Source organism: Nocardioides sp. Root151 (assembly GCF_001427925.1).
In the GTDB taxonomy this organism is placed as follows: domain Bacteria; phylum Actinomycetota; class Actinomycetes; order Propionibacteriales; family Nocardioidaceae; genus Nocardioides.
Window position 1 is genome coordinate 1,020,428 of sequence record NZ_LMGG01000001.1, and the last position, 20,363, is coordinate 1,040,790.

The 20,363-nt window shown below is 68.5% G+C and carries 21 protein-coding genes; 9 read left to right on the forward strand and 12 right to left on the reverse strand.

Annotation, left to right across the window (positions count from 1 at the left end; translation table 11 throughout):
• Positions 1–73 precede the first annotated feature (73 nt).
• From ASD66_RS04825 to ASD66_RS04855, 7 genes are all read right to left on the reverse strand, one after another.
• Positions 74–769, reverse strand: coding sequence for an ABC transporter ATP-binding protein (locus ASD66_RS04825; protein WP_056687783.1), 696 nt, complete (start codon positions 767–769; stop codon positions 74–76).
• On the reverse strand, positions 766–1,467 hold the full coding sequence (locus ASD66_RS04830) for an ABC transporter ATP-binding protein (protein ID WP_056687779.1): 702 nt from the start codon (positions 1,465–1,467) through the stop codon (positions 766–768). The genes ASD66_RS04825 and ASD66_RS04830 overlap by 4 nt, the downstream gene beginning before the upstream one ends.
• Positions 1,464–2,507 (reverse strand): branched-chain amino acid ABC transporter permease, encoded by a 1,044-nt coding sequence (locus tag ASD66_RS04835; protein WP_056890184.1) that lies wholly within the window; start codon positions 2,505–2,507, stop codon positions 1,464–1,466. Before ASD66_RS04835 ends, ASD66_RS04830 begins: the two co-directional genes overlap by 4 nt.
• Positions 2,504–3,358 (reverse strand): branched-chain amino acid ABC transporter permease, encoded by an 855-nt coding sequence (locus tag ASD66_RS04840; RefSeq protein ID WP_056890185.1) that lies wholly within the window; start codon positions 3,356–3,358, stop codon positions 2,504–2,506. The genes ASD66_RS04835 and ASD66_RS04840 overlap by 4 nt, the downstream gene beginning before the upstream one ends.
• Before the next feature lie 85 nt (positions 3,359–3,443).
• On the reverse strand, positions 3,444–4,652 hold the full coding sequence (locus tag ASD66_RS04845; protein ID WP_056687771.1) for an ABC transporter substrate-binding protein: 1,209 nt from the start codon (positions 4,650–4,652) through the stop codon (positions 3,444–3,446).
• Positions 4,653–4,789: 137 nt separating this feature from the next.
• Positions 4,790–5,737: an EamA family transporter gene (locus ASD66_RS04850; protein ID WP_056890186.1), complete on the reverse strand. Its 948-nt coding sequence runs from the start codon at positions 5,735–5,737 to the stop codon at positions 4,790–4,792.
• 24 nt (positions 5,738–5,761) lie between these two features.
• Positions 5,762–6,538, reverse strand: coding sequence for an enoyl-CoA hydratase/isomerase family protein (locus ASD66_RS04855; RefSeq protein ID WP_056688287.1), 777 nt, complete (start codon positions 6,536–6,538; stop codon positions 5,762–5,764).
• A 195-nt stretch (positions 6,539–6,733) separates the two neighbouring features.
• Here ASD66_RS04855 and ASD66_RS04860 point away from each other — a divergent pair, with 195 nt between their 5' ends.
• Genes ASD66_RS04860 through ASD66_RS04870 form a run of 3 tightly spaced genes read left to right on the forward strand, consistent with a single transcriptional unit; the run spans position 6,734 to position 8,786 of the window.
• Entirely contained in the window at positions 6,734–7,255 is a 522-nt protein-coding gene (locus tag ASD66_RS04860) for an aromatic-ring-hydroxylating dioxygenase subunit beta (protein ID WP_235529961.1), read from the forward strand.
• Entirely contained in the window at positions 7,252–8,055 is an 804-nt protein-coding gene (locus ASD66_RS04865) for an SDR family NAD(P)-dependent oxidoreductase (protein ID WP_056688290.1), read from the forward strand. Before ASD66_RS04860 ends, ASD66_RS04865 begins: the two co-directional genes overlap by 4 nt.
• Positions 8,056–8,081: 26 nt before the next feature.
• A complete protein-coding gene (locus tag ASD66_RS04870) occupies positions 8,082–8,786 on the forward strand; it encodes a dienelactone hydrolase family protein (protein WP_056890187.1) in 705 nt (234 codons plus the stop codon).
• 73 nt (positions 8,787–8,859) lie between these two features.
• Here ASD66_RS04870 and ASD66_RS04875 read toward each other — a convergent pair whose 3' ends face one another.
• The gene (locus tag ASD66_RS04875; RefSeq protein ID WP_056890188.1) at positions 8,860–10,176 is read right to left on the reverse strand and encodes an aromatic ring-hydroxylating oxygenase subunit alpha; all 1,317 of its coding nucleotides are present in this window, start codon (positions 10,174–10,176) and stop codon (positions 8,860–8,862) included.
• Between the two features lie 197 nt (positions 10,177–10,373).
• Here ASD66_RS04875 and ASD66_RS04880 point away from each other — a divergent pair, with 197 nt between their 5' ends.
• From ASD66_RS04880 to ASD66_RS04890, 3 genes are all read left to right on the forward strand, one after another.
• Positions 10,374–10,700 (forward strand): non-heme iron oxygenase ferredoxin subunit, encoded by a 327-nt coding sequence (locus ASD66_RS04880; RefSeq protein ID WP_056890189.1) that lies wholly within the window; start codon positions 10,374–10,376, stop codon positions 10,698–10,700.
• A complete protein-coding gene (locus tag ASD66_RS04885) occupies positions 10,687–11,925 on the forward strand; it encodes an NAD(P)/FAD-dependent oxidoreductase (protein ID WP_056890190.1) in 1,239 nt (412 codons plus the stop codon). The genes ASD66_RS04880 and ASD66_RS04885 overlap by 14 nt, the downstream gene beginning before the upstream one ends.
• 70 nt (positions 11,926–11,995) lie before the next feature.
• Positions 11,996–13,057, forward strand: a complete 1,062-nt coding sequence (locus tag ASD66_RS04890; RefSeq protein ID WP_056890191.1) for an extradiol ring-cleavage dioxygenase — start codon at positions 11,996–11,998, stop codon at positions 13,055–13,057.
• Here ASD66_RS04890 and ASD66_RS04895 read toward each other — a convergent pair.
• On the reverse strand, positions 13,054–13,863 hold the full coding sequence (locus tag ASD66_RS04895; RefSeq protein ID WP_056890192.1) for an IclR family transcriptional regulator: 810 nt from the start codon (positions 13,861–13,863) through the stop codon (positions 13,054–13,056). The two genes, ASD66_RS04890 and ASD66_RS04895, sit on opposite strands and share 4 nt — an antisense overlap.
• Before the next feature lie 136 nt (positions 13,864–13,999).
• Between ASD66_RS04895 and ASD66_RS04900 the strand changes: the two genes are divergently transcribed.
• The 3 genes from ASD66_RS04900 (at position 14,000) to ASD66_RS04910 (ending at position 17,147) form a co-directional block, all read left to right on the forward strand.
• Positions 14,000–15,049: an amidohydrolase family protein gene (locus ASD66_RS04900; protein WP_056890193.1), complete on the forward strand. Its 1,050-nt coding sequence runs from the start codon at positions 14,000–14,002 to the stop codon at positions 15,047–15,049.
• On the forward strand, positions 15,046–16,218 hold the full coding sequence (locus tag ASD66_RS04905) for an FAD-dependent oxidoreductase (RefSeq protein WP_056890194.1): 1,173 nt from the start codon (positions 15,046–15,048) through the stop codon (positions 16,216–16,218). Before ASD66_RS04900 ends, ASD66_RS04905 begins: the two co-directional genes overlap by 4 nt.
• An 86-nt stretch (positions 16,219–16,304) precedes the next feature.
• Complete coding sequence (locus ASD66_RS04910) at positions 16,305–17,147, forward strand: alpha/beta fold hydrolase (protein ID WP_056890195.1); 843 nt, start codon at positions 16,305–16,307, stop codon at positions 17,145–17,147.
• A gap of 116 nt (positions 17,148–17,263) precedes the next feature.
• On the opposite strand, the gene menB is transcribed toward ASD66_RS04910, so the two are convergent.
• From menB to ASD66_RS04925, 3 genes are all read right to left on the reverse strand, one after another.
• Positions 17,264–18,094, reverse strand: a complete 831-nt coding sequence (gene menB / locus ASD66_RS04915) for a 1,4-dihydroxy-2-naphthoyl-CoA synthase (protein ID WP_056890196.1) — start codon at positions 18,092–18,094, stop codon at positions 17,264–17,266.
• A 69-nt stretch (positions 18,095–18,163) separates the two neighbouring features.
• Positions 18,164–19,279 (reverse strand): hypothetical protein, encoded by a 1,116-nt coding sequence (locus ASD66_RS04920; protein ID WP_056890197.1) that lies wholly within the window; start codon positions 19,277–19,279, stop codon positions 18,164–18,166.
• Between the two features lie 28 nt (positions 19,280–19,307).
• On the reverse strand, positions 19,308–20,363 hold the full coding sequence (locus tag ASD66_RS04925) for a phosphotransferase family protein (RefSeq protein ID WP_056688323.1): 1,056 nt from the start codon (positions 20,361–20,363) through the stop codon (positions 19,308–19,310).

Genomic DNA, 20,363 nt, shown 5'->3' on the forward strand with positions numbered 1-20,363 from the left:
AGTGGGGACCTCTCCACCGACGTGGTCGAGTGCTGAGGTGGTGGTCAGGACAACCACTTCAGCACTCGACCCGTCACAGCGCGATCAGTTCCTGGACGGCCCGGTCCTCGAGCTGCGACACCGGGCCGTCGCCGACCAGGCGGCCGCTGCGCAACGCGAGATAGCGGTCGGCGAGCTTCTGGATCATCCCGATGTGCTGCTCGACCAGGAGCAGCGCCGTCCCCCGTGAGCGGATCTCCTTGAGCGCCTCGATGATGCCGTCGATGATCACCGGGGCGAGGCCCTCGGTCGGCTCGTCGAGCATCAGCAGCGCCGGCTCGGCCATCAGGGCACGACCGATCGCGAGCATCTGCTGCTCGCCGCCACTGAGCGACGTGCCGGAGCGCTTCTTGCCGCGGGCCAGGTTGGGGAACAGGTCGTAGATCGCCGGCAGCGTCCAGGTGCCCTTGCGGCCCGAGGCGCGGCCGAGCATCAGGTTCTCCTCGACCGTCAGGTTGCTGAAGATCCGCTTGCCCTGCGGGACCAGCGAGACGCCGCGCGCCGTCGGCACGTGTGCGCGACCGGAGACCTTCTTGCCGCCCACCAGGATGTCGCCCTTCACGCTCGGTACGCCGTAGACCGACATCAGGGTGGTCGACTTGCCGGCGCCATTGCGGCCCACCAGTCCGACCGTCTCGCCCTCGTTGATGGCGAACGAGATCTCCTGCAGGATGACCGCCCCGCCGTACGCCGCCGACACGTCACGGAACTCAAGGACCGGGCTGCTCATGCTGCACTCCCCAGGTAGGCGCGGATGACGTTCTTGTCGGCACGGACGGACGCCGGGTCACCGGTGGCGAGCAGCTTGCCGAGGTCGAGCACGGTGATCACGTCGCAGGTCCGGAAGACGCCCTCGACGTCGTGCTCGACCAGCAGGGCCGCAACGTTGCGCTCCTTGCAGAGGTTGCGCACGTGGTCGAGCATGCGCACCGACTCGTCGGCGACGAGACCCGCGCACGGCTCGTCGAGGAGTACGACGCGGGGCTGGCCGATCAGCGCGATGGCCAGGTCGACCGAACGCTGGGTGCCGTAGGCGATCTCGGAGCAGACCCGGTCCCGGATCTCGTCGAGGCCCAGCGTCTTCATGATCCCGTCGAGATCGGGCTCGTCGTTCTTGCGGGCCACCATCTCGAGCTGCTGGCCGACGGTCATCGAGCCGAAGACGCTGGTCCGCTGGAAGGACCGCGAGACCCCGTTGCTGCGCCGCCAGCGCGCCGACCGACGGGTGATGTCGGCCTGTTCGAGCAGCACCTTGCCCGACGAAGGCCTCTTGCGGCCGGACAGGGCGTCGATGAACGTCGACTTCCCTGCCCCATTGGGCCCGATGACGCCGTGCACGACGCCCGGCTCCAGCGTGATGTCGATGTTGTCGAGGGCGACCACGGCGCCGTACTTGACCGTCAGCCCGCGGCCTTCGAAGATGCTCATCGGCGTTCCTTTCCACGAATGCGTCGGCTGAGCTTCTGCAAGGCTCCGGTGATGCCGCCCGGCATGAAGACCAGGACCACGATCAGGGCGATTCCGGTGAGCAGGTGCAGGTTTCCGCCGAAGTTGAAGTTGGCCTGGGCGTAGACGAAGAGGAACGTCCCGAGCACCGGGCCGAGGATGATCCCGAATCCGCCGATCAGCGCGGCGATCAGTGAGTCACCGGCCTGGGTGAAGCCGAGGATCTGGGGCGAGATGTAGCCCGCGTTCAGCGCGAAGAGTGCGCCGCCCAGCGAGGCCACCCCACCGGAGAGGACGAAGGCGACGAGGCGGGGCAGGAAGGTGTTGTAGCCGGAGAAGCGCATCCGCTCCTCGTTCTCCCTGATCCCTTCCAGGGTGGTGCCGAACTTCGAGCGACCGACCATCCACAGGACGATCCCGCTGATCACCAGGGCGCTCCAGGCGAAAGGCCAGTAGAGGCCGGGGTTGATCAGGTCGGCCTGGGTCAGGCCGAGGAAGGTCATGTCGGGTTCGTAGGCGATCAGCTTGCCGTCGTGCGCGCCCGTCCAGGGACGGGCCGAGATCTGCACGCTGAGCTGGTAGAGCGCCTGCGACAGCGCCAACGTCAGCATCAGGAATCCGAAGCCGGATGCCCGCACGACGAGCACGCCCATCAACAGCGCGGTCGCGGATCCGACAAGGATCCCGAACCCGACTGCGGTGAGTGGACTCCAACCCCAGTTGGTGATTCCCACCCCGACTGCGTACGCGGAGACGCCGAAGAAGGCGCCGTGGCCGAGGCTGATCATGCCGAGGTGCCGGGCGAGGAACCCGATGCCGAGCGCCAGCATGCTGAGGATGGTGGCGTCGAGCACGAGGCTCATCCGGTAGGTGTCGGTGAGGACGTAGGGGATGGCCAGCCCGACGAGCAGGACGGCGATGCCCACGCCGAGCCCGAAGAGCATCCGGCCGGGGCGACGCTTGATGACGACTGGCTCCACCATCTCGCCGGTGATGTCGTCGGCAGGTGCGGTGGTGGTCATGAGATCCTCTTCCCGGCGAGCCCGGTGGGCCGCCACAACAGGACGATGGTCAGGGCGAGGTAGGGAACGAGCACCGCGAAGCTCGGCGACCAGACGGTGCTGAGGGTCTGGATGAGGCCGAGCCCCATGCCCGCGATCATGGCGCCGGCGATGCTGCCGATGCCGCCGACCACGACCACGATCAGCACGGTGATCAGGAAGGCATTGCCCATCCCCGGGTCGAGCGCGATGTACGGCGCGGCAAGGGTTCCGGCGAGTCCGGCGAGGGCCGAGCCGAGGCTGACCACGATGAGGCTCACCTTGTCGACGTTGATGCCCATGATCGAGGCGGTCTCGATGTCCTGGCTGGCTGCGCGGATGTGCAGGCCGACCGTGCTGAGCCGCAGCCACAGGATGAGGCCGGCCGCCAGGGCGAGGGCGATCACGATGATCGCGAGGCGATAGCTGGGGTACTCGACGCCGAAGACGGTGCTGGTGCCCTGGAGGAACTCCGGCGGCACGACCCGCAGAGTCTTCTCACCCCAGACCAGGATCACGACGCGCTCGACGATCAACGCCAGTCCGAACGTGATCAGGCCCAGCTCGATGTGCGACCGGTGCTGCAGCGGCCGGAAGAAGCACAGCTCGAGCACCACACCGATCACGGCCAGGGCGAGCGGGACGATGATGATGGCCGCGCCGAAGCTCATCCGGTCCGAGACCGAGTAGGCGATGTAGGCGCCGGACATGTAGAGCGCACCGTGGGCGAAGTTGGCCACGCCGCGCAGCCCGTAGATCATTGCCAGTCCTGAGCTGAGGACCATCAGGAGTGATCCGAGGGCCAGCCCGTTGAGCACCTGTGCTGCGTTCACGAGTTTCCTTCCATTGCGTCGGCGCCCGCCGCTCCGAAGAGTGGGCCGCGGGCGCCGACGTCGAGTGGGCGAAGGCGCGCTGTGGCTACTTCTTGCAGGCGGAGTCGGGCTCCGGCGTGGTCACGTCGGGTGAGGAGTTCGTGAGGATCTTGAACTTCAGCCCATTGCCGGCCTTGACCACCTCACCGAGGTAGGAGTCACGCATCAGGCTGTTGTCAGCGCCACGCAGCGTCACGTTGCCGACGATGCTGTCGAAGCTCAGGTCCTGGAGCGCGTCGGCAACCTTGGCCGGGTCAGTGCTACCGGCCTTCTCGATGCCTGCGAACAGGGTCTCGGCAGACAGGAAGTTGTCGGCCGGGACGTAGTAGGGAGCCGAGCCGTGGTCCTCGGTGTAGGCGGCGACGAACTCCTTGTTCAGAGCGTTGTCGCCGTCGACGTCGTAGCCGACGTTGTTGTAGTAGCCGGCGATGGAGTTGCCCAGTGTCTTGAAGAGCGGCTCGGAGACCATGTTGAAGCCGAGGACTGTCTTGAGCTGCTTGTCGAGGTTGAACTGGTCGGCCTGCTGCACGAACGCAACGCCGTCGGCGCCGTATTCGACCGCGAAGACCGCGTCGGCGCCGCTGTCCTTGATCTTCGTGATGTACGAGCCGAAGTCCGTGGTGTTCAGCGGAGCGAACTGCTCGAGGACGACCTCCTTGCCTTCGGCCTCGGCTGCCGCCTTGAACTTCTTGGCGGCACTGTGACCGGTGGCGTAGTCGACGGCCATGATGGCCCACTTGTCGCCGGCCAGCTCCGAGATGGACGACGCCAGGCCGGTGATGTCCATGCTGCTGGTCTGCACGACGTGGAAGGCATTCTTGGAGCACTGCTCACCGACGAGGGCGTCGTCCTTGCCCAGTCCGTTGAAGGACAGCACGTTCAGGCCCTCCAGCTGGGCGTTGAGCGCTGCGTGCTCCGGGGAGGTCATCACGGCACCAATGAACTGGGCGCCGTCCTTCGTGGCCGCCTCCCGCGCCTCGCGCAGGGTGGTGGCGGGGTCCGCGTCGGTCCCCTTGATGATCAGCTCGACCTTCTTGCCGTCGATGCCGCCGTTGTCGTTGGCGAGACGTGCCGCGGTCTTCCAGGCGTTGACCGCGTCGGTCCCGAACTGGGCCAGGGCCCCGCTGGTGGGTGGGATCAGGGCAATCTTGATCGTGTCCCCGCCATCACTTCCCGAGTTCGTGCTGGCGGCGCCGCAGGCTGCCGTGGTGGCCAGCGCGAGTGTCGCCGCGGCCGCAATGAGCTGTCGTTTCATGATGGTGTTCCAATCCACTCGGGTAGCACCGACCCGTGCCGGTGTGCTCCACATCACGAAAGTATGGTCTGATAATTAGATACATACGACCCTAGTAAGGGGGGTCTCTCTGCCCCTTAGGTGATAGAGAGACCCGCTCAGGCCGGCGGCAGCGCCTCGACCGACTCCCGAGACTTCGCCCCCGGGCGGCGTTCGGCGCTGACGATCAGAACCACGGAGGCGACCACGATGCCGCCGCCGACGAGCACCGGCGGTCCGATCGGTTCGGCGAGCACCAGCCAGCCGAGGCCCACCGCCACGACCGGATTGACGTACGCGTGCGTCGCGGTGAGGGAGAGCGGCACGTGGGTCAGCAGCCAGGCGAAGGCGAGGAAGCCGACGATCGAGACCGCCACGACGAGATAGCCGAGCGCGAACCAGGCCCGGGGCGAGTAGTCGATGCTGAACCGCTCCCCTGTGCCGATCGCCAGCGCACACGAGCAGGCAGCGGCGACGAGCTGCTGGTAGGCGGCGATGGTGAAGACGTCCCGGGGCACCTTGAGCACCCCCTGCAGGTATGAGCCGACCGCCCACGCAACGCTCGAGCCCAGGCAGAGCACGACGCCGATCAGCGGCATCTCGCCCGTGACGCCCCGGCCGAGCGCCACCATCAGCACGAGCCCGGCGAAGCCGATGCCGACCCCGACCAGTGTCAGGCGTGCGGGACGGTCACCCGTCACCAGGCGGAGCAGCACCGCCCACGCGGGTACGGCGGCGACGATCAGGGCAGCCACTCCGGAAGGCAGGCCCTTGACCTGGGCCAGCGCCTGGAACCCGTTGCCGAGTCCGAGCAGCAGAACGCCGGTGACAACGAGCGCACCGAGCTGCGCCTTGGTGACGCGCAGCCCGGACCAGCCGCGGCGTACGGCGACGATGGCGACCAGGATCAGGCCCGCGAGGAGGAACCGCTGCGCCATGGCCTGGAACGGGTCCACCTCGTTGACCACGAGGCGGATCGCCAGGTAGACCGATCCCCACAGGATCCACACCGCCGCAAGGCAGAGGGCGAGGGTGGTCCGGTTGGTCCCGGGCGCCAGCTCAGGCACGGCGGCGCTGCCGGGCCGGGGAGCTCACGCGAAGTTCGGTGGACGCTTCGCGATGAACGCCGCGATGCCTTCCGCCGCCTCTCCGTCCTCGAAGAGTCCCTGCTCCTGCTTCGCCTCATAGGCGAAGCCCTGCTCCAGCGGCATCTCGAACGCGGCGTCGACGGTGCGTACGACGGCCAGCTGGGCCGGCAGCGAGGCGGTCACCAGCTCGGCGGCCAGCTCGAGAGCAGCCTTCTCGACGTCGCCGTCAGCGAGGCGGTCGACCAGGCCGATGGCGAGCGCCTCGTCGGCGCGCACCTGGCGGGCGGTGAGCATGATGTCGAGCGCACGGCCGCGCCCGACCAGTTGCGGCAGGCGTTGCGTCCCACCGGCTCCGGGGATCAGCCCGAGCTTCACCTCGGGAAGTCCCAGCTTTGCCTTGGGGCCGGCCACCCGCAGCGTGCAGGCCATCGCGAGCTCGAGTCCGCCACCGAGGGCCAGTCCGTCGACCGCGGCGATGGAGATCCAGGGAGAAGCCGCCAGCCGGTCGTTGACCGCACGCATCGTGTCGCCGTACGCCATGAACGACTCGGCGGTGATGGTCGACATGTGCTTGATGTCCGCGCCGGCAGCGAAGAACCCGTCGAGCGCAGAGGTGATCACCATGGCCTTGACGTCTCCGGCCGCCTGCGCGGCATCGATCGCCGCGTCCAGGCCCTCGAGGATCGGCAGCCCCAGCGCATTGGCCGGAGGCCTGGCCAGCGTCACGACAGTGATGCCGGGTGCCTCGGTTCGCCAGGTGACAACAGGTGCGTCGGACATGGGCCCTCACTTCGCCTTCGGATGCAGTGTGATGAATTTGGTCTGACCTTAACCGAGGACGCTCACCTGTGTCACGGGTCGACAAGAGCCCACTGTGGAGACTCCCACCGGTTCCGGAGCCCGGAACAGCCTGTTCTCCCGACGCTTCCGGCCTCCGACAGTGGGACCACGTCCGTCCAGCCTGAGGAGACCGTGGTGGAGACACAGACCGTGCAGAGGCCGACCTCTGCGGATTCGCTCGCGTTGCATCATGAGGTGGAGCAGTTCCTCTACCGGGAGGCGGACCTGCTCGACACCTGGCGCCTGCCCGAGTGGCTCGAGCTCTTCCTGCCCGAGGGCGTCTACCTCGTGCCCGCCACCGACAAGCCGGACGGCGACCCGGGGCGTGACCTCTTCATGGTCCAGGACGACCGGTTCCTGCTCGAGCAGCGGCTCAACTCCTTGATGAAGCGGTCGGCGCACGCGGAGTACCCGCACTCCCGCACGCGACGCATGGTCACCAACGTGCGCGCCACCGACCTCGGGGACGGCACTCTCGACATCCGCGCCAACTTCACCGTGCAGCGGATCCGCAACGGAGTGCTCGACACCTACGTCGGCCACTACGAGCACTTCGTGGTGCGCGATGACGACAAGGGATTCCTGTTCCGCACCCGACGGTGCGTGCTCGATCTCGACGCCCTCCGCCCCCACGGCAAGGTCAGCATCATCCTGTGAACCGGCTCGCAGGGAAGGTGGCGATCGTCACCGGCGCCAGCCCCAACATCGGCGGGACCCTCGCCGCTGGCCTCGCCGCGGAAGGGGCCCGGGTGCTGTGCGCCGACCTCGACCCCGACGTCGCCAAGGCCAGTGCAGCCCGCATCGAGGAAGCCGGCGGCGAGGCCGTGGCGATGTCGGGAGACGTCACCGACCCGGCTCATGCCGAGGAAGTGGTGGCCCGCGCCGTCGAGACCTGGGGTCGCGTCGACATCCTCGTCAACAATGCGGTGTTCTTCCAGCAACAGGGCCTGATGGACATGCCGTACGACGACTACCGGCGCCAGCTCGACGTGATCCTGGGTGGCTCGTTCCTGTTCTCCAGGGCGGCGGCCGCGGTCATGATCGAGGCCGGCACGGCGGGAAGCATCATCAACGTGCTCTCCACAGCGGCCTGGCAGGGCCAGCCCGGCAACATCGGCTACACCACCGGCAAGAGCGGGCTGATCAACTTCACCCGCTCGACCGCGATGGACCTGGCCCGGTACGGCGTCCGCGTGAACAGCTTCACCCCGACCGCCACGATGCCCACCGACCCCGAGGCGCGGGCCCAGCTGGAGGAGCTTCTGAGCCGCCCGGGCACGCGGTCGATGGACTTCAAGGCACAGTTGCCGCTCAACCGGCTGCCCACCCCCGAGGACTACGTGGGGGCCGTCGTCTATCTCGCCTCCGACGAGGCCTCGATGGTGACCGGCACGAACATCACGGTGGACGGTGGGGCCACGGCGAAGTACTGGCCCTGGCGCCCCCACGACTCCTGACCGCTTCAACACTGAATGAGGACGAGATGAACGACGTCATCATGATCGACCCGACGCGGTCGGCACTCGACACCGCGACGGGTCCGCTCCCGGTCCTCGAGATCTCCCTCCCGGGCACCCCGCACGGCGTCGTCCTGCTGTTCTGCGACATGGGGACCCTGGATCGCGATGCCGCGACCCGGATGAACCATCTGGCCGAGGACGGCTACGACACCCTCGCGGTGGAGGTGGGCGACGGTGTCCTCGAGGTCCTGCCCGTGCTGCTGCAGCGCGCAGCCGAGCGCGGTTGGTCGGCCGAGCAGGTGGCCGTGGTCGGCATCGGCACCGGTGGACGAGCCGCCCTCACGGTCGCCGCGTACGCCGAGCTCGCCGCGGCGGTCAGCTTCTCTGCGCCCCTGCACGGATCAACACCGCACGGATCACCACCGCACTCATCACCCCTGCCTGACCGGCCGGCGCGGACGCCGTGGTTGGGCCTCTTCGGCGCCGAGGACACGGCAGCGCCGGCAGACCACGTGCGCACCCTTGCCGCCACGATGAGCTCTTCCGACGTCTTCACCAAGGTCGTCCGCTATCCCGGGGTCGGCCCGGACTTCCACGCCAGGCTGGACGACGGGCTGAACTACGCAGCGTCGTACGACGGGTGGCAGCGCACCGTCGAATGGCTCAATGCCCGCGTGGCGCCTCGCCTCTCGCCGCTGGCAGTGGCGTGGTGCAGTCGCACGAGCTGAACGCCAACGACAAGGCGGAACATCGCAGTCATCAGGTGACTGCGATGTTCCGCCATGTGGGGAATCCGGTCGGTCAGGAGGGGGCAGTTGCTGCCTCGGGCGCCTTGCGCGGTGCCCGGAACACCTCTCCGAGGGGTTCCTTGTCCTCGGGCGGCAGCTTCTCGCCGGTGATGATCTCGTTCCAGCGCCGCCACCAGGTGCGCATCTGCAGCTCGTCGGTGGTGTTGTTGACAGGCTTGTTCATGCCACGGGAGATGTCCGACCAGGGCAGCTCCTGGCGCCCGCCGTACCCGATCTGGCAGGTCTCGAGGGCCTCGACGTCGTCCGGGGAGGCGAGACCGCCCGGGCCCCAGAAGGTGAGGAAGTTGTCGAGGCGCTGCTTGCGGAGCTCGTCGCCTTCCTCTGGTGGCGCCAGCTCCCAGGCGGTGACCTCCATGTAGTCCGGGGAGATCGGGTCGATCTTGCGGACCACGACACCCATCACCAGGTCGATGATGACCAGGTTCGGGAAGATCACCAGGTTGCGGTTGCCCTTCATCCGGTCGACCCAGCCTTCGCCGTACAGCTCGCGGAACCGCTCGAACCTGGCGTCCCGCTCGACGGCGCCGGCCTCCGACAGGGGCCGTCCGAACAGGCCCTCGGTGGCCGGTGCCCCGGCGACCACGGCGTGGCCGTTGCCGAGGTCGATGCCGCGCGAGTCGCCCAGGGCTGACGGGTCCAGGCTGCCACGGGCGGCGAGGACCATCTCGAAGTAGCGCTGGTGCGTGGAGACCGCGTGGTAGCCGTCGTAGCTGTTCTCGACGAGCAGCTTCCAGTTCGCCTTCACCGAGTACTCATGGGTGCCCTCGAGGATCTCCATGCCCTGTTCGGACTGATCGCAGACGAGGTCGATGTAGTCCGTCGCTCCGGCCAGGTGGGTCTTCAGGTCCACGATGTCGGGATCGAAGCTGATGAAGACGAAACCGCGGTAGGAGTCGACCTTGGGCGGCGAGGCGAGGCCGGGCCGCTCGAAGTCCTCGCCGTACGACGCATCGCTGGGCATCGAGACCATCTCGCCGGCCGTGCTGAACGTCCAGCCGTGGTAGAAGCAGGTCAGGAACCTGGCGTTGCCGGAGGGCTCGCGGCAGAGCATCGCGCCACGGTGCGGACACGAGTTGATCCACACCTTGATCGCGCCCGACTTGTCGCGGGCGAAGATCAGCGGACGGCCGGCGACGTTGCGGGTCTTGAAGTCGTTCTTCTTCTTCAACTCGGTCTCGTGGCCGAGGTAGAGCCAGGTGTGGTTGAAGATCTTGTCCCGTTCCTGGGCGAAGACCTCCGGATCCACCATGACGTTGCGGTTCACTCGGAACCGCGGCATCTCCCGGTCGTCAATCACGTATTCGGACACCGCGCGACCCTCTCAATCTCTTGCACAGACTCTTTGGCTGGTTCCTTGAAGGTGCCCGAAGTCGCAGTTGGTGGCATCGCCACGTTCCGATCCCCGGAACTGCCGGTGTCGAGGTTCCAATGGCTGAAACCAGGCCTGTGTCGCCGTCGATGCGCCGCTGAGACTGAGGGTCCCCCGAACACCTGGAGAGGACGGACATGGAAGGCACCACGACGATGAACCGGCGCTTCGCCTGCACCACCGGAGACCTCGACCCGGGTGAGTCCATGACTGTCCCGGGCGAGGTCAAGATCGCACTGCACCGCACCGAGGACGGCGAGTTCTTCGCCACCGCGGACACCTGCAGCCACGAGGAGTGGTCGCTCGGCGAGGACAGCGACCTGGAGGACGACGAGCTGATCTGCCCGCTGCACATGGCGCGCTTCAACCTGCGCACCGGGGAGCCCACGTGCTTCCCGGCCACGGTCGCCCTGAAGACGTACGCCGTCGAGGTCGAGGGGGAGGACGTCTATGTCGTCGCCTGACCCGACACTCGACACGGCGAACGACACCCGGAAGGTGCTCGTCGTCGGTGCTTCCGTCGCCGGAGTGCGCACTGTCCAGGCACTGCGCAGCGCCGGCTTCACCGGAGTGATCACGGTGCTCGGGGCGGAGCGGCACTTCCCCTACGACAAGCCGCCCATCTCCAAGGAGATGCTGTCGTCCGAGGGCACCGGCGAACCTGTCCCGCTGCTCACCGAGGACGACGTGGCGAAGCTCGACGTCGAGCTGCGACTGGGCGCGGCCGCCGTACGCCTCGACCCCGCGGCGAAGGTCGTCACCACCGAGGACGGCGCGGAGCACGCGTACGACGTTCTGGTGATCGCCACCGGGGCGAGTGCCCGGAACCTGCCCAGTGGCGAGGGGCTGGCCGGCGTGCACACCCTGCGCAACGCCGAGGACGCCGTACAACTGAGGAGCGAGCTCGCCCCCGGACGGAAGGCCGTGGTCGTCGGAGCCGGCTTCATCGGTGCCGAGTTCGCCGCGGCGGCACGCGCCTGGGACGTCGACGTCACGGTCGTGGAGGCCCAGCCGATCCCCCTGGCCCACATCCTCGGCGACCGCATCGGCGCCGAGCTCGGGGGCCTGCACGAGCTCCACGGCGCAACCCTGCTGACCGGTGTGACCACCAAGCGCCTCGTCGGTGAGACCAGGGTGGAGGCGGTCGAGCTCTCGGACGGCCGCACCCTGCCCGCGGACATCGTGGTCGTCGGTATCGGTGCCGAGCCGGCCACCGCCTGGCTCAAGGGATCCGGGCTCCCCGTCAGCAACGGCATCGACTGCGAGGCGTCCCTCGAGGTGACCGGCTTCCCGGACGTGTACGCCGCCGGGGACGTGGCGCGGCCGCTGCACTTCCTCTACGGCGAGCCTGTGCGCATCGAGCACTGGACCAACGCCAACGACCACGCCGCCCTCGTGGCCTCGAGCATCCTCGGCACCCCCGTGCCGCGCCCCGCACTCCCCTACGTGTGGTCCGACCAGTACGGGCACCGCATCCAGATCATCGGCCTGCCCTCCCGGGGCGAGCTCGTGCTCACCCGGGGAAGCGCCGCGACCGGCGACCTCGTGGCGGCGTACGCCGGTCCGGACGGCGTACTGGTGGGCGCACTGGTGCTCGGGAACCCACGGATGTTGATGAAGTGCCGCAAGGCCGTCATGAAGTCGGTGCACCACGCCGAGTTCGAGCGCGACCTTCCCGCGGCTTCCTGACGGCCGTCCCTGTCAGCGCAGGCCCTGCCGACAACCCGTTCCAGACAACGCAGACACGAGGAGAAGTGAGATGGCAGAGGTACTCGGAGTGGGCATCACCCACTACCCGCTGCTGGCCGGCGCGGACACGCACATGGCGAGCCTGCTCAAGACGGCACTGAAGGACCCCGACATTCCCGCCGAGAGGAAGGACCCGGCGAACTGGAACGACCTCGCCCGTCGGGAGTGGGGCGACGACGGCGGTGTCACCGCAGCTGCCGGCCACCGGGCCGCGCTGATGGAGGACCTCAAGGTCTGCCGCGAGGCGATCGACGAGTTCCAGCCCGACCTGCTCCTGGTGTGGGGCGACGACCAGTACGAGAACTTCCGCGAGGAGGTGATCCCGTCGTTCTGCGTGCTCGCCTACCCCGACACCGAGGTCGAGCCGTTCGGCGTGCTGGGCAAGATCAAGGTGCCCAACTACTGGGGCCTGCCGGACGACACGAGCTTCACCATGCGCGGCAACCAGGACTACGCGAAGAAGCTGACCAGCGACGTTCTCAACTCAGGTGTCGACGTCGCCTACAGCTACGAGCAGCGCAAGGGCATCCATTTCCCGCATGCCTTCGCCAACACCCAGGTGTTCCTCGACTTCGACAACATCGGCACAGAGTTCCCCTACCCGATCGTGCCGATGGCGGTGAACTGTTACGGCGAGCACGTGATCGCCCGCCGTGGCGGGATCGCCCGCTTCGCCGACATCGTCGACGAGGTCCTCGACCCGCCCGGCCCGACGCCCAAGCGCTGCTTCGAGTTCGGCAAGGCCGTCGGACGCTCGGTCATGGACAGCGACCTGAGGGTCGCCCTGGTCGCCTCGTCGAGCTGGTCGCACGCGTTCCTGCACGACAAGGGCTGGCACCTGCGCCCGGACACCGAGTCGGACCAGAGGTTCTACGACGCGATGCTCGCCGGTGACTACGACTACTGGGTCTCCCACACCAGCCGGCAGATCATCGACGCCGGGCAGCACGAGATGCTCAACTGGTTCTGCCTGCTCGGTGCGGTCTCCGAGCTCGGGATGGAGCTGGACTGGTCGGACTTCGTGGCCACCGAGATCTTCAACTCCAACAAGGCCTTCGCCCTGTTCCGCTAGATCTCCCGGGGGAACCAGTGCCCACGGCCCTTGGCCAACCCGGCCTCCACGTCCTTGACCACCTTGGACGCGGTGTCCCTCAACGCCGACTCCAGCTGGGCCGGCATCGCGGTGCCGGTGGGGAAGCCCACCGACACCGCACCGATCGCGAACCCGTTCATGACGAGCCCCGTGGCGACACAGGAGAGGCCGAGCTGGGCCTCGTCGGTCTCGCGGGCGACGCCCTCGCCACGAGCGGTGCGCAGCTGGTCGACGAGGGTCGCCACGTCGGTGACCGACTGCGGTGTCATGCCCGGCATCGGGGAAGGCAGGAAGTCCGCCAGGTCGTCCAGGTTCTCGTGGGCCAGCAGGATCTTGCCGATGGCCGTGCAGTTGGCCGGCAACCGTGACCCCACCTGGGCGATGGAGGACGGCGAGTCCGTGGGCGCCAGCTTCTCCAGGTAGACCACGTCGAACTCGCGCAGCACGGCGAATGCGACCGTCTGTCCCGTCCAGCGGTGCAGGTTGGCCAGGTAGGGCATCGCGAGGTCGCGCATGTATCCCGCCGGGGTCGACGCTCCGAGCTGGAGCAGGCCGACGCCGATCTTGTAGCCGGAACGATGGTGCTCCACCGCACCGAGGTCGACCAGCCGGGCCAGCAGTCGGTGCACCGTCGACTTGGGCAGGCCGGAGGCGCGGGAGAGCTCGCTGAGCGTCATCACCCGCTCGTGCGGGTTGAAGGCGTGCAGCAGGTCGAACGCCTTGGTCAGGATCGAAGGTGTCTCGGCGCCCTGGGCTCCCGATCCGTCAGCGCTGGAGCGGGTCATGGAGCCACCTCGGACGGGACACAGACGGGATTGTCAGAAGGTAAGCCTGCCGCGTCCCCCGCCACCACCCCATGCGAAGTTCCGACTGTCGGAACCTCCACTGTCACGTGGGCTGGCCAGTGCCTAGCGTCTCCACGTGCATCCTGTTCACGAGAACGGTGCCGCCCCGACCGGGGTCGACATCCACGCCCACCACTTTGGTGCGGACCTCGCTGCTGCCGGGCTTCCCGACGACCCCCGCTGGCCACGCCTCGTCACGCACGGCGACGGCGCGGGTCAGATCATGCTGGGTGACCGCGTCTTCCGCCAGGTGCACGCCCCGTTGTGGGACACGGCCCAGCGGATCGCCGAGCTCGACGCGGCCGGGATCGGCGTACAGCTCATCTCGCCGACTCCGGTGATGCTCGCCTACTGGGCCGACGCGGAGCCGGCCGACGCCTACGCGCGGGCCACCAACGACTCCGTCGCCTCAGCCGTGGGCGAGTCCGGCGGGCGACTTGCCGGCCTCGGCACCGTCCCACTCCCGTACGTCGACCGCGCCGTCGCCGAGCTGCGACGCTGTGTCGCCGACCTCGGGCTGGTCGGCGTCCAGATCGGTTCCCGGATCGCGGGGATGGAACTCGACGACCCGGTGCTCCGGCCGTTCTTCCGGGCCGCGGACGAGCTGGACGCCGTGGTGTTCGTGCACCCGACCGACGGTGGCGGTGGTGTGATCCGGCGCGGGGGCCAGCCCTACGACTTCGGGCTGGGGATGACCACGGACACGGCGATCGCGGCCTCCGCCCTGGTCTTCGGCGGGGTGCTGCGTGAGTGCGTCGACCTGCGCGTGGTCCTGGCCCACGGATGTGGCACGTTCGCCTGGGCCTGGCCCCGCCTGCGCCTGGGCGCCGGCATCTTCACCGACGCCGCACCCGACGAGCACGACGACCTCGTCGGTCGGCTGTGGGTCGACTCGCTGGTCTTCGACCCGGAGCACCTGCGCCTGCTGACCGAACGCTTCGGTGCCGGTCACGTGGTGCTCGGCACCGACTACCCCTTTGTCGCCGGCCAGCTCGACGGCGCTCGACGCTTCCTCGCCTCCGCCGTCGACCGGGGAGCGCTGACCGGCACACAGGCCGCCGGCGTGCTGGGCGGGAACGGGCGCGAGCTCCTCAGGACCCGCACCAGACAAGGAGCCTGCCGATGAACGAGACCGACGTGGTGGTGGTCGGCGGTGGTCCGATCGGACTGATGACGGCTCTCGGCCTCGCTCGCGCGGGGGTCGAGGTGATGGTGGTCGACCCCGTCACCGAGCCCGAGGGATTCGGCTGGAGCGGCGTGCTGCACAACGCAGTGCTCCCCCACCTGGACTCTCTGGGCGTCCTCCCGGACGTCATCGTTGCGGGCTTCGCCGACCCGCTCTGGTCCCTGTCTGTCCTGCGCACCGGCGAGCAGATCGTCTTCGACCTCGGCGATCTGGCAGACCGCCTGGCCCACCCGTTCAACGTGTACGTCGAGTCGGCGCCGCTGATCGGGGTGCTCGAGTCGCATCTCGCCGTACAGCCCGGGGTCACCTGGCAACGTGGAGAGCAGGTGCTCGACGTACGGCAGGACGCCTCGGGTGTGGAGGTGGTCCTCGGAGCGGACGAGGCCCGGGTGCGCGCTGCGTGGATGGTGGGCGCGGACGGGGCCAACAGCGCCGTACGCCGTGCGGTGGGCCTCGGCTTCCCCGGCAGCACCTGGCCGGAACGGTCCGTGGCGGCCCAGGTCGAGTACGACTTCGGCGAGCTCGGCTACACCAGCTCGACCTTCCAGGTGGACGAGGTCAACGGTGCCGTCGTGCAGCGGATCCGTGACGGCCTGTGGCGCTACACCTGCGCGGAGGCGCTACTGCTTCCCGAGGCCGGCATCCGGGAGCGCCTTGAAGAGACCCTCGCCGTCGTCATCCCCGGTGCGCGAGCCCGGGTCACCGAGTGGACCTGGGCCCGCATGCACCAGCGCACCGCGCCACAGTTCCGCGCCGGCCGCGTGCTGCTCGCGGGGGAAGCAGCCCACGTCACGAATCGCCTGACCGGCCACCGGTCCGTCAGCGGGTTCCTCGACTCCCGCGACGTGGTGGTGGCCCTGGCCGCGGTGCTGCGCGGCTATGCCGACGAGAGCATCCTCGACGGCTACGCGGAGAACCGGCGGCGACTGTTCCTCGACCACGCCTCACCGGCGAGCAAGAGGCGCATGCACCTGGTCACCGACCTCGCCGAAGGAACGTCGTACGCCGACGAGCTGGACGCGTTCCGAATGGCCAGGACTGACGCCGATTCGCACGAGGAGCTGGTGATGTTCGGTGTGGACGACCCGGAATCCGGCCACTCTTTCTAGCCGTTGGAACTCTCCGTTGTTGGGCACTTCCGGCCTTCCTACGCTCGCAGAAGAAGCCAAGTCGTCCCGACGTCAGGAGAATCTCCGTGAGCACCGCCACCGCCCCACTCGACCTTGCCGCCCTGGAGGCGGGTCAGTTCATCGACGCGAAGGGCACCTCGACCCACTACCACGACGTGGGGGAGGGCAAGCCGCTGCTGCTCCTGCACGGTTCGGGCCCCGGTGTCTCGGCGTGGGCCAACTGGCGTCACGCCATCCCCGCCCTGGCCGAGAACCACCGCGTCATCGCCATGGACAGCGTCGGCTTCGGGCTGACCGAGCGGCCCGACTCGGTGCGCTACTCGCTGCGCACCTGGACCGACCACGTGTGGGACCTGCTCGACGCCCTCGGCATCGACCAGGTGTCGGTGGTCGGCAACTCACTCGGCGGACGGCTCGCCCTGCAGATGGCCGAAGACCACCCCGAGCGCCTCGACCGCATCGTGCTGATGGGTGCGCCCGGGGTCGGCATGACCATGACCGAGGGCCTCAAGGCGCTGCGTGCCTACGAGCCCTCGCCGGAGGCGATGGAGTCCCTGCTCAAGAACCACTTCGCGGTGGACAAGTCGATCATCACCGACGACCTCGTGCAGATCAGGTACGAGGCGAGCGCCGCGCCCGGCGCGCACGAGGCCTACCGAAAGATGTTCTTCGACCCCGAGCACGCCGGCGGCGAGCTCGGCATCACCGAGGAGCAGGTGGCGAAGGTGACCATGCCGACCCTGCTCGTGCACGGTCTCGAGGACGCCGTCGTCCCCGTCGACGTGGCCTGGACGATGCTGCGCCTGCTCCCCGACGCGGACCTGCACGTCTTCGCGCGCTGCGGGCACTGGACCCAGATCGAGCGCTCAGCGGAGTTCAACGAGCTCGTGGCCGGCTTCGTGGGCTGACGGCATGACCACCGCCCGGCGGGAGAACGACGTCGCGGAGCAGATTCCCCCGAGTGGCGCGACGACGTGTTCCCCGACCTCAGCGCAGCTGAACGCGACCCCGACGACGAACCGTCTCAGGGACGACGCGGGAATTGCGTGAAGTCGGGGGTGCGCCCTTCCTTGAACGCCTCCCGCCCCTCCTTGGCCTCCGCGTTGCCGTAGAACAGCAGGTTCGTGTCGTGGGCGAGCTGCTGGATGCCGGCGTAGCCGTCCTCGTGCGCATGGAAGCTGGCCTTCGACAACCGCAGGGCGTACGGCGAGAGGGCGAGCATCTCGCGACACCACTTCAGGGTCTCGGCCTCCAGCTCCTCGAGCGGTACGACGGTGTTGACCAGGCCCATGTCGAGCGCGGTCCCTGCGTCGTACTGCCGGCAGAGGAACCAGATCTCCTTGGCCTTCTTGGGCCCGACCAGGTCGGAGAGGATGCTCGACCCGAAGCCGCCGTCGAAGGAGCCCACCTTCGGACCGACCTGCCCGAAGCGGGCATTGTCGGCCGCGATGGTGAGATCACACACGAGATGCAGCACGTGGCCGCCACCGATCGCCCAGCCGGCCACCATCGCCACGATCGGCTTGGGGCAACGCCGCATGGCGACGTGCAGGTCGGTGACGTGGAAGCGACCGGTGGCACCCGGGTCGAGCTGGTAACCACTGTCGCCACGCACTCGCTGGTCGCCCCCCGAGCAGAAGGCCTTCTCCCCCGCGCCGGTCAGGATGATCACGCCGACCGACTCGTCCTCACGGGCACGCATCAGCGCACGGTCGACCTCGACCAGGGTCTGGGGCCGGAAGGCGTTGTGGACCTCCGGCCGGTCGATCGTGATCTTGGCGATCCCGTCGTCGGTGGTCTCGTAGCGGATATCCTCCCAGGTGCCCTGGGCCCGCCACACGGTGGTTTCACTCATGGCGTCATCATCCCTGAGCCCGGGGCACAGGACCGCCTCCGATCGAGGCCGTCACAGGAGAAGTCCACATCACCCCCGCGGCTCGAGCCCCTCGCCGAGTCCGGAGGGCAGGTGCGGCCCGATCGCGATGTGCTCGAAGAGTCCGAGCCCGACCGCGCCGTCGGAACGCACACCACGGCAGATCTGGTGCACGTGCACGTTCTCCCGGGCGGTGGGATGGAGGTCGGCGAGGTTCCAGTGGTCTGACCCGACGGCCGGGCCACCGTGGTCGGCACCGTGCGTCCAGGTCGGGTGCGAGTAGCCGAGCCCCTGCATCAGGAACGTCAGCGTGGGCTCGATCCGGATCCTCCGGTCGACAGCGCCACGCGGCCCCACGGTGAGGTCGACGAGGTGGGGTCGGCGGGTGCCGGCCACGTAGTCGATCTCGAAGTTGAACACGTCGCTGCGCGCGATGGCCTCCTCGACGCCGTACGCAGGGTCGTCGGGCCCGATGAACGGGAGTACGGCGACCGTGCGGGCCTCGCTGCGACCATCCGGCATTTCGTTCACGGCCACCAGCAGGCACTCGTCCTCGAAGCGGAGCAGGGTCCACGCGAAGTAGATGTTGGACTTAGAGGCGGCCATGGTGTGCTCGCTCTTGGTGCCGGTCGTGCGACTGCCCCACGAACGGTCGCGGAAGCCCCACCACTGGTCGCGGGTGACGTCGATGGTCTCCCCGTTGACAGTGAACTGGCCCTCGCAGTCGTTGAACTGCACCGTGCGGGTGCGTTCGGAGATGAGGGTGCCTCGGGAGTAGCGCTCCATCCGGCCGTCCTCGATCGTCTGGGTGACGCCGTGCCAGGTGAGGTCGGCGGCGACCCCGTCGTGTTCCTCGAGGACCACGCGGAGCGTGCGCATCGGCTCGATCACCTCAATGCGCAGCGGACCGACCTGGGTGGTGCGGTCGCGCGGCATCGGCGCCGAGGCATAGACCGAGTGCTGCTGGCCGCCCCGGGAGACGCTGAGTGCACCGTCGATGATGCCGCGGTTCGGATAGACACAGAGACCGACACCCAACTGCGTGGTGAGGTCGGTGTCGTGCATGGCCAGCCAGTGGCGGTCATAGCGCCCGGCATCCGCACCGATGGGATAGGCAATCGGATAGGAGGTCTGGTGGATCGGGAAGTCATCCCAGGGAGACAGCACGGTCAGTTCCTTCTGTTGGACGGACAGGTCAGGTGAATGCCAGGACGTCGTGGTCGATGGCGTGTTGGGCGCCGCGCTGCACCAGCGAGGCGAACATCTCGAAGCCGCGCTCTGTGGGTTGCACGAAGCCGAGGGCGGCGACCATGGCGAGCAAGACGGAGCCGCTGAGCCGGCGGTGCTCCTGCCAGGCCGTGTCGTGGTCCCAGCCGGTGACGCCGCGCTCGTGCAGCGCGTCGACGTGTCGGCCGACGAGTTCGCGCTCCACCGCGCGCCGCGGCTCCGGTTCGAGCGCCGAGCCGAGATAGAAGGCCAGGTCCCAGGCGGGCGTGGTCCAGGCCAGTGTCTGCCAGTCGACGAGCCAGGCGCCGTCGTCGCCCCACAACAGGTTGTCCAGACGGAGATCCTGGTGCACGAGCGTGCGGGGTCCGCCGACTGTGGCAGCCCAGTCGAGGACCTGCGCGCCGAAGCGCTGCACCATCTCCCGCTGCGCGGGATCCAGGCCGGCTCCGACCACGTCCCCGTGGCGCTGCCACGAGATCGCATAGCGCTCGGACAGTCCCTCAATGTGGTCGTCGAGCCGGTTGTAGAACAGGTGCGCTCCACCCACCGAGTCGGCGTCGTCCCAGAACGGTGCCTGCAGCCCGGCGAGTTGCGAGGCCACCGAACGGGCCTGCTCGACGCTGCCGTCGCGCATCTGGTCGAGGGGTCTGGTGCGACCGCTGAGGTCCTCGAGCACGAGCCCGGGGTCGCCGGCTCCGTCCTGGACCAGGCCGAGCAGGCGCGGTGTGCGGACGTCGAGGTGCGGCAACAGGTCGCGATAGAAGCGCGATTCCCGTTCGTAGGCACCGATGCGAGCAGCGGTCGCGGCCGAGTCGGCGTCCGAGGACGGCATCTTGACGAAGACCGACCCCGGGCCCGGTTGCCCGTCGTACCGCAGTTCGACGCGGAAGCTGTCGGCGAGCTGGCCCGCGCCCAGCGGGACGGCCGCGACCTGCCGGATCCGTGACGCCTCGCCGAGGATGCCTCCCGCACGGAGGGCGGCATCCAGGTCGCGCGCCGTCGGCGCGGTGATGAGCGCGGTCAA

Excerpts from the sequence above, each read along its gene's own strand:
- ASD66_RS04825 (WP_056687783.1), bottom strand. The coding sequence starts at position 769 with ATGAGCAGCCCGGTCCTTGAGTTCCGTGACGTGTCGGCGGCGTACGGC.
- ASD66_RS04830 (WP_056687779.1), bottom strand. The coding sequence starts at position 1,467 with ATGAGCATCTTCGAAGGCCGCGGGCTGACGGTCAAGTACGGCGCCGTG.
- ASD66_RS04835 (WP_056890184.1), bottom strand. The coding sequence starts at position 2,507 with ATGACCACCACCGCACCTGCCGACGACATCACCGGCGAGATGGTGGAG.
- ASD66_RS04845 (WP_056687771.1), bottom strand. The coding sequence starts at position 4,652 with ATGAAACGACAGCTCATTGCGGCCGCGGCGACACTCGCGCTGGCCACC.
- ASD66_RS04855 (WP_056688287.1), bottom strand. The coding sequence starts at position 6,538 with ATGTCCGACGCACCTGTTGTCACCTGGCGAACCGAGGCACCCGGCATC.
- ASD66_RS04870 (WP_056890187.1), top strand. The coding sequence starts at position 8,082 with ATGAACGACGTCATCATGATCGACCCGACGCGGTCGGCACTCGACACC.
- ASD66_RS04880 (WP_056890189.1), top strand. The coding sequence starts at position 10,374 with ATGGAAGGCACCACGACGATGAACCGGCGCTTCGCCTGCACCACCGGA.
- ASD66_RS04885 (WP_056890190.1), top strand. The coding sequence starts at position 10,687 with ATGTCGTCGCCTGACCCGACACTCGACACGGCGAACGACACCCGGAAG.
- ASD66_RS04890 (WP_056890191.1), top strand. The coding sequence starts at position 11,996 with ATGGCAGAGGTACTCGGAGTGGGCATCACCCACTACCCGCTGCTGGCC.
- ASD66_RS04895 (WP_056890192.1), bottom strand. The coding sequence starts at position 13,863 with ATGACCCGCTCCAGCGCTGACGGATCGGGAGCCCAGGGCGCCGAGACA.
- ASD66_RS04905 (WP_056890194.1), top strand. The coding sequence starts at position 15,046 with ATGAACGAGACCGACGTGGTGGTGGTCGGCGGTGGTCCGATCGGACTG.
- menB (WP_056890196.1), bottom strand. The coding sequence starts at position 18,094 with ATGAGTGAAACCACCGTGTGGCGGGCCCAGGGCACCTGGGAGGATATC.